Here is a 9,280-nt window from a genome sequence, read left to right on the forward strand (position 1 = left end):
AAAGACAGAGGTGACATATGAGCAAAAAATCGATTCAAAAGGTGTATGCACTCACACCGATGCAGGAGGGAATGCTGTATCATGCGCTGCTTGATCCGCATTCTTCCTCCTACTTCACACAATTAGAGCTTAGGATTCACGGAAGCTTTCAGCTGGAGCTTTTTGAAAAAAGCGTCAATGAGCTGATCCGGACATATGACATCCTGCGTACGGTATTCGTGCACCAGCAGCTTCAAAAACCGCGCCAAGTCGTATTGGCGGAGCGGAAGACGAAGGTGCACTATGAAGATATCAGTCAATTAGATGAAGCGCGCCAAACTGAGTATATCGAACGCTATAAACGCGGCGTGCAGCAGCAGGGCTTTCATCTGGCGAAGGATATTCTCTTTAAAGCGGCGGTGTTCAGACTCAGTGAGAAGGAGCTGTATCTCGTCTGGAGCAATCATCATATCGTCATGGACGGCTGGAGTATGGGCGTTTTGATGAAAAGCCTGTTTCAAAACTATGAAGCGCTTCGTGCCGGCCGGCACGCCGGGGGAAGCCAGGGCAAACCTTACTCTGACTATATCAAATGGCTCGGAGGCCGGGATTATGAGGAAGCGGAACAATATTGGAGCAGCCGCCTGGCGGATTTCGAACAGCCGAGCCTGCTCCCGGGCCGTCTGGCAGCAGAAAAGAAAGACTACCAAAATGAAGAATATTCTTTTGTCTGGGATGAAGAGCTGGTCGCACAGATTCAGCAGACCGCCAACCGGCATCAAGTCACGGGGCCTAACCTGTTTCAGGCCGTTTGGGGTGCGGTGCTCAGCAAATACAACTATACAGACGATGTGGTGTTCGGCACCGTCGTATCAGGCCGTCCTTCAGAAATCAACGGCATAGAAACGATGGCGGGGCTGTTCATCAATACGATTCCTGTCAGAATCAAGATTGACAAAGGTGCAGCCTTTTCGGACGTGATGGCGGCAGTTCAGAAAAACGCCGTGGAAGCCGAGCGCTATGATTATGTGCCGCTCTATGACATTCAAAAGCGCTCCGCCCTGGACGGCAGCCTCTTAAATCATTTGGTCGCGTTTGAAAACTATCCGCTGGACAAAGAGCTGGAAAACGGGGGTATGGAGGAAAGACTCGGCTTTTCCATTAAAGTGGAACATGCTTTTGAGCAGACGAGCTTTGATTTCAATCTCATCGTGTATCCGGGAAAAACGTGGACTGTCAAAATCAAATACAACGGAGCGGCTTTCGCTCATGATGCCATCGAACGAACGGCGCACCATCTGACCCGCATGATGAAAGCGGCGGTCGGAACGCCTGACGCGCCCGTGCGGGAACTCGGCCTTGTTTCAGGCGAAGAAGAGCGGCAGATTGTTGAGGTATTCAATGATACGAAAACGGCGCTTCCGGAAGAGGAGGCCGTTCACCGTTTGTTTGAAGAACAGGCAAACCGGACGCCTGCAAGCATCGCGATAAAAGAAGCAGGACGCGAATGGACCTACCGTGAAGTGAACGAAGCGGCCAACCGCCTGGCGAGACACCTTGTGAAGAGCGGGCTGGAAAAAGGCCGGACCGCCGCTATTATGAACGACCGGTCTGCGGAAACCGTTATCGGAATGCTTGCCGTCTTAAAAGCAGGCGGCGCATATGTGCCGATTGATCCGGCTTTTCCTGAGGACCGTCTCCGCTTTATGGCGGAAGACAGCTCGATTCGGCTCGTGCTGACAGTTCAGGACTATCAAGAACAAGCGGGCGCATTGCAAGTCCCGGTCGTCATGCTGGATGAAAGCGCGGATGAAACGGTAAGCGGAACAGACTTGAATCTTCCGGCCAGCGGCAACGACTTGGCGTATATCATGTATACATCCGGATCGACCGGCAAACCGAAAGGCGTCATGATTGAACACAGAAATATCATCAGGCTCGTCAAACATTCGAATTACGTGCCGGTTCATGAAGAAGACCGGATGGCGCAAACGGGAGCCGTCAGCTTTGATGCCGGAACCTTCGAAGTCTTCGGCGCATTGCTGAACGGAGCGTCATTGCACCCGGTGAAAAAAGAGACGCTGCTTGACGCCGGACAATTCGCCCAATTTCTGAAAGAGCAGCGGATCACGACCATGTGGCTGACGTCTCCGCTGTTTAATCAGCTTGCCCAAAAGGATGCCGGCATGTTTAACACGCTCCGGCACCTCATCATCGGCGGTGACGCGCTTGTGCCGCATATCGTCAGCAAAGTGAGAAAGTCATCACCGGAGCTGTCGCTTTGGAACGGCTACGGGCCGACGGAGAATACGACGTTTTCGACGAGTTTTCTCATTGATCAGGATTATGACGGTTCGGTCCCGATCGGGAAGCCGATCGGAAATTCCACTGCGTACATTATGGACGAAAACCGCAACCTCCAGCCGATCGGCGCGCCCGGTGAGCTGTGCGTCGGCGGAAGCGGAGTGGCAAGAGGTTATGTGAATCTGCCTGAATTAACGGAGAAGCAGTTTGTCCGCGATCCGTTCAGACCGGATGAAATGATATACCGGACGGGGGACTTGGCGAAGTGGCTTCCGGACGGTACGATCGAGTTTCTCGGCAGAATTGACAACCAAGTAAAGGTCCGCGGTTTCAGAATCGAGCTCGGCGAAATCGAAGCGAAAATCAGCCAGGCGGAGAATGTGACCGAATCTGCGGCTGTGATCCGGAAAAATAAAGCGGATGAAAATGAAATCTGCGCTTACTTTACCGCAGACCAAGCCCTTTCGCCGGAAGACCTGCGCAAAACGCTTTCGGAATCACTTCCGGAATATATGATTCCCGCGCACTTCATCCAGATGAATCAGTTTCCGCTGACGGCGAACGGAAAGATTGATAAAAAAGCGCTGCCTGAGCCTCAGGCTGAAGCCGTTCAAAAAGAATACGTAGCGCCGAAAACGGAAGCGGAGCAGAAACTCGCGGACATTTGGGAAGGTATTCTCGGTGTAAAAGCGGGTGTGACTGACAATTTCTTCACGATTGGCGGACATTCTTTAAAAGCCATGATGATGACCGCTAAAATCCAGGAGCACTTTCAAAAAGAAGTGCCGATTAAAGTGTTATTTGAAAAGCCGACCATTCAGGAGCTTGCGCATTATTTGCAGCATGAGAGCGAGGAGGAACAGCAGTTTGAACCGATCCGACAAGCGCCTTATCAGAAGCATTATCCTGTTTCCTCAGCACAGCGCAGGATGTATATCCTTAATCAGCTCGGACAGGCCAGCACGAGCTACAACGTCCCTGCTGTACTTTTGCTGGAAGGATCAGTAGACAAAAAGCGTCTTGAGGAGGCCATGCAGGCATTAATCAACCGTCATGAGACACTGCGTACGTCGTTTGACATGGCAGATGGAGAAGTTGTGCAGACCATTCATAAAAATGTGTCGTTTGAGCTTGAAACCGCCGAGGGCCGGGAAGAAGATGCAGAAGAGCTGACAAAAGCCTTTATCAGGCCGTTTGCGCTCAACCGCGCGCCGCTTGTCCGTTCGAAGCTGATCCGGCTTGAAGAAGACCGGCATCTTCTGCTGATTGACATGCACCACATTATTACGGACGGAAGCTCAATGGGCATTTTCATCGGTGATCTTGCGAAGCTTTATCAAGGCACGGAGCTTGCGCTGCCAAAGATTCATTATAAGGATTTTTCAGTCTGGCAGCGTGAAAAAGCAAATCTCGATCAGCACGAAGCCTACTGGCTTGATACGTTCAAAGGCGATCTGCCGGTGTTGGATCTGCCGCTTGATTTCCCGCGTCCTGCCGAGCGCAGTTTTGAAGGGGAACGCGTCATCTTCGGGCTTGATAAACAGGTGACGGCGCAGATTAAGAAGCTGCTGGCTGATACGGATACGACGATGTACATGTTCTTGTTAGCCGCTTTTCAAGTGCTGCTGTCCAAATATTCGGGTCAGGAAGACATCATAGTCGGGTCTCCGGCGGCCGGTAGACAGCATCCTGATCTCCAAGACGTGCCGGGCATGTTTGTCAACACAGTTGCGCTACGGTCGCATCCTGTCGGCAAAAAAACGTTCAAACAATTTCTGGATGAGGTGAAAACGGCGAGTCTTCAAGCTTTTGAGCATCAAAGCTATCCGCTTGAAGAATTAATTGAAAAACTGCCGTTAACGAGGGACACAAGCCGGAGTCCGCTGTTCAGCGTGTTATTTAATATGCAGAACATGGAGATCCCGGCCCTGCGGCTCGGAGATTTGGAGATTTCTTCATACTCCATGCATCATCATGTCGCTAAATTTGATCTTTCCTTAGAAGCGGCTGAACGCGGAGAAGAGGTCGGATTGAGCTTTGATTACGCGAAAGCCTTATTTGCGGACGAAACCATCCGCCGCTGGAGCGCTCATTTTGTCAATCTGATTAAAGCCTGCGCTGAAAATCCGGATATTCAGCTGGCCGACGCAAGCCTGCTGTCCGCTCCTGAACGGGAAGCGCTCCTTTCTGATGAAAAACGTACGGAAGCGGATCTGCCTGAGGGCACTTTTGTTTCGCTGTTTGAACGGCAAGCGCAAAAAACGCCTGATCTCACGGCGGTTGCGGGCGGAACAAGTCTGACATATCGTGAGCTTGATGAACGCTCGAACCGGTTTGCCCGCCACCTTCAGGCTTGCGGAACGGGCAGTGAGGACATCGTGGCCATTATGATGGATCGTTCGGCCGACTTGATTACCGCGATTCTCGGCGTCATGAAAGCCGGAGCGGCATTTCTCCCGATTGATCCGGAGACTCCTGAAGAGAGAATCCGCTACTCTCTTGAAGACAGCGGAACGAAGCTTCTGGTCGTCAATGAGAGAAACATGACCGCTGCCGCCGTTTATAAAGGAAAAACGATCGTAATGGAAGACGGAGAATGGCAGAACGAAAGCGCCGGCCGGCTTGAAACGAAGCCCGGCGCCGACCAGCTTGCCTATATCATTTATACCTCGGGAACAACGGGCAAACCGAAAGGCGTCCAGCTGGAGCACCGCAATCTAATCAATTATGTCACATGGTTCAGCCGTGAAGCCGGTTTGACCGAAGCTGACAAATCTGTGCTGCTGTCTTCTTACGCATTTGATCTCGGCTATACGGCTATATTCCCGATTCTTCAGGCGGGCGGCGAGCTGCACATTGTGCCGAAAGAGACGTACACCGCGCCTGATCAGCTTGGTGAGTATGTACAGAAAAATGGCATTACGCATATGAAACTGACGCCGTCATTGTTCCATATGATCGTCAATACAGCCCGTTTTGCGGCAGAACGCCGTTTCAGCCCGCTTCGTTTAGTGGTGCTCGGCGGAGAAAAGATCATCACGTCCGATGTCCGCAAGTTTCATGACGTATACGCCCATACCGACTTCATCAATCACTACGGGCCGACGGAAACGACGATCGGCGCCATTGCCGGACGGATCAATATGGAGCGCCTCGATCAATATGAGCAGCGTCCCGTCATCGGCCGCCCGATCGCGAATACCGGCGCGCTTGTATTGGACGGAGCAATGCAGCTCGTTCCTCCGGGCTCAAGCGGCGAGCTTTATATTACCGGGAAGGGGCTTGCCAGAGGATATCTTCACCGTCCGCAGCTGACGGCGGAGAAATTTCTCTCAAATCCTTTTTCACCGGACAGCCTCATGTACAAAACGGGAGATGTCGTCCGCAGGCTTCCTGACGGGACGATTGAATTTATCGGCCGTGCGGATGATCAGGTGAAAATCCGGGGCTACCGCATTGAATTAAAAGAGGTTGAAACCGTGCTGTTAAGCGTAAACGGCATTCAGGAGGCGGTCGTTCTCGCAGTCAGCGAAGGCGGGCTGCCGGAACTGTGCGCGTACTATAAAGCCGGCAGCGAGCTGAAAGGCTCTGAGCTTCGCAAACGGCTTTCCGAAACATTGCCGTCTCACATGCTTCCGGCTTATTTCGTGCAAGTAGACCACATTCCGCTCACAGCCAACGGAAAAACCGATAAAAACGCCCTCCCGAAACCGGGCGTCAGCCAAACGGCGCAAACAGCTTCAGCCTTGCCGGAAACGGAATTGGAGGAAAAGCTGTGCCGCATTTGGAAACAGACACTCGGTACGGATACGCTCGGCATCGACGATAATTTCTTCGATTACGGCGGGCACTCTTTAAAAGGCATGATGCTCCTCGCCAATATTCAGGCTGAACTGGACAAAACGGTTCCGTTAAAAGCGCTGTTCGAACAGCCGACTGTCCGCCTGCTTGCCGCATATATCGAAAAATCGGCGGTATCTGAGGGATGCCGGATGATCACACCGGCCGACAGTGCAGACGCGTACCCGTTATCATCCGCCCAAAAACGGATGTACGTCCTGAACCAGCTTGACCGGGAGACAATCAGCTATAATATGCCGTCCGTTCTTCTGATGGAAGGAGAAGTCAATATTTCAAGGCTTCAGGAAGCGCTCAATCAGATGATCAATCGCCACGAATCTTTGCGGACGTCCTTTATCGATCAAAACGGCCGCCCGATGCAACAGATCGCAGAACAGGCTGACATTGACCTGCATATCTTTGAAGCAGCGGACGAGGAGAAAGCAAATCTAATCATTCAGGCATTCATTAAGCCGTTTGATCTGAGCGCTGCTCCGCTCATTCGAGCCGCTCTTGTCAGACTGAACGAAAAGAAACACCTGCTGCTGCTGGATATGCATCATATTATTGCCGACGGCGTGTCCAGAAGCATGCTGGTCAAAGAGCTCGCTCACCTTTATAAAGGGGGAAGTCTGCCGTCGCCGAACCTGCACTATAAAGACTTCGCCGTCTGGCAGAATGAACCTGAGCAGGCCGAACGGATGAAAGACCATGAGCGTTATTGGCTCTCCGCATTTTCCGGCGAGCTTCCTGAATTGAATCTGCCGACTGATTTTCCCCGTCCGCCGGTCCAAAGTTTTAAAGGACAATCCGTCCGTTTCAGAGCGGGGCGTGAAACGGAAAAAGCGGTGCGTGAATTAATGGAATCATCGGGAGCGACTCTTCATATGGTGCTTCACGCCGTGTTCCATGTCTTTTTGAGCAAAATCACGGGGCAGCGCGATATCATTATCGGCTCGGTGACAGCCGGAAGAACGAGCGCCGAAGTTCAGGAAATGCCGGGGATGTTTGTCAATACGCTTGCGCTTCGCAATGAAACGCGCAAAGAGCAGACCTTCGCCGGGCTGCTCGAACAGGTGAAACAAACCAATCTCGACGCGCTGGCGCATCAGGATTATCCGTTTGAGGATCTGATCGGAAAGCTTGACCTGCCGAGAGATATGAGCCGAAATCCGTTGTTCCAAGTCATGGTGACGACAGAAGATCCGGATAAAGAAACACTGGAACTGGAGAACCTGCGCATCACTCCGTATGAGTCGAACCAAGGCACGGCGAAATTCGATCTGACACTCGGCGGGTTTACGGATCAAGAAGGCCTCGGCCTTCAGTTTGAATATGCGGCTGATCTGTTTAAAAAAGAAACAATTGAAAAGTGGAGCGCCGGGTTCCTGCGGATTCTGAAGCAAGCGGCAGAAAGCCCGGACAGAAAGCTGCCTGAGATTTCACTGATCAGCGATGCTGAAAAACAAGCCCTCCTCAACGCATGGAAAGGAAAAACAATTTCTGTGCCGCGGGACAAAACGGTTCACCGTCTCTTTGAAGAAACGGCCGCCCGCTACGCGAACCGGCCGGCCGTGGCATACAACGGCGCGAAATGGACGTACGGCGAGCTGAACGCAAGGGCGAACCGGATCGCGCGTATCCTCATGGACTGCGGCGTCACGGCTGACGAACGTGTCGGCATTTTGACGAAACCGTCCTTGGAAATGGCCGCGGGCGTACTCGGCGTCCTGAAAGCGGGCGCGGCATTTGTGCCGATTGACCCCGAATACCCGGAAGAGCGGATCAGCTACATTCTGCAGGACAGCGGCGCCAAGCTTCTTCTCACACAGGAAGCGCTGGACGTGCCGGAAAGCTACAACGGAGAAACGATTCTGCTTGACGGCGGACGCTCCATTCTGAGCCTGCCGCTTGATGAAAACGATGAAGCGAACCCGCAGACGGAAACAACGGCGGATCATCTCGCTTATATGATTTACACGTCAGGAACGACCGGACAGCCGAAGGGTGTCATGGTCGAACACCATGCGCTGGTGAACCTGTGCTTCTGGCATCACGACGCATTCGCCATGACGGCGGATGATAAAAGCGCCAAATACGCGGGCTTCGGTTTTGACGCCTCCATCTGGGAAATGTTCCCGGCATGGACCATCGGCGCGGAGCTTCACGTCATTGACGAAGCGATCCGGCTGGATATCACCCGCTTAAATCACTATTTCGAGGAGAACGGCGTGACCATCACCTTCCTGCCGACGCAGCTGGCCGAACAATTTATGGAGCTGGAAAATACCTCTCTCCGCATGCTTCTCGTCGGCGGCGACAAGCTGAAGCGGGCGGTGAAACAGCCGTACACGATCGTCAACAACTACGGCCCGACGGAAAACACCGTCGTCGCGACAAGCGGCGTCATCAATCCGGAGGAAGGATCGCTTTCGATCGGACGGGCGATTGCCAATACGAGAGTTTATATTCTCGGCGACGGCGATCAGGTGCAGCCGGAAGGCATTGCCGGTGAATTGTGTGTGGCCGGCCGCGGTCTTGCGCGCGGATACCTGAACCGTGAAGAAGAAACGGCGAAGCGGTTTACCGCAGATCCGTTCGTGCCCGGCGAGCGCATGTACCGGACCGGCGACCTCGTCAAATGGAACGCGCAGTGCGGCATTGAATACATCGGCCGTATCGACCAGCAGGTCAAAGTGCGGGGCTACCGGATCGAGCTTTCAGAAATCGAAGTCCGCCTCGCCCAGCTTGCGGACGTTCATGACGCAGCGGTGACGGCCGTGGAAGACAAAGCGGGCAATACCGCGCTTTGCGCCTATGTCGCGCCTCAGCAGGACGATATTGAAGCGCTCAAAGCCGCGCTGAAAGACACGCTGCCTGACTACATGGTGCCGGCGTTCTGGGTGGAGATGGACGAGCTTCCGGTCACCGCAAACGGAAAGATTGACAAAAAAGCCCTGCCGGAACCGGACATTGAAGCGGGAAGCGCCGCTTACAAAGCGCCGGAAACAGAGATGGAGACGCTGCTTTCAGACATTTGGCAGGAAGTGCTCGGTCTTGACCAGATCGGCGTAAGCGATAATTTCTTCACGCTCGGCGGCGACTCGATCAAAGGCATCCAAATGGCGAGCCGTCTGAACCAGCACGGCTACAAGCT

1 protein-coding gene is annotated in these 9,280 nt (G+C 53.1%); it reads left to right on the plus strand.

Annotated elements, in window-relative coordinates:
* Positions 1–17: 17 nt before the first annotated feature.
* Positions 18–9,280 (plus strand): surfactin non-ribosomal peptide synthetase SrfAB (gene srfAB / locus OTK50_RS18905; RefSeq protein WP_410170659.1); only part of this gene is annotated, 9,263 nt, incomplete at its 3' end.

It is taken from the genome of Bacillus sp. NEAU-CP5 (assembly GCF_026420705.1).
In the GTDB taxonomy this organism is placed as follows: domain Bacteria; phylum Bacillota; class Bacilli; order Bacillales; family Bacillaceae; genus Bacillus; species Bacillus velezensis.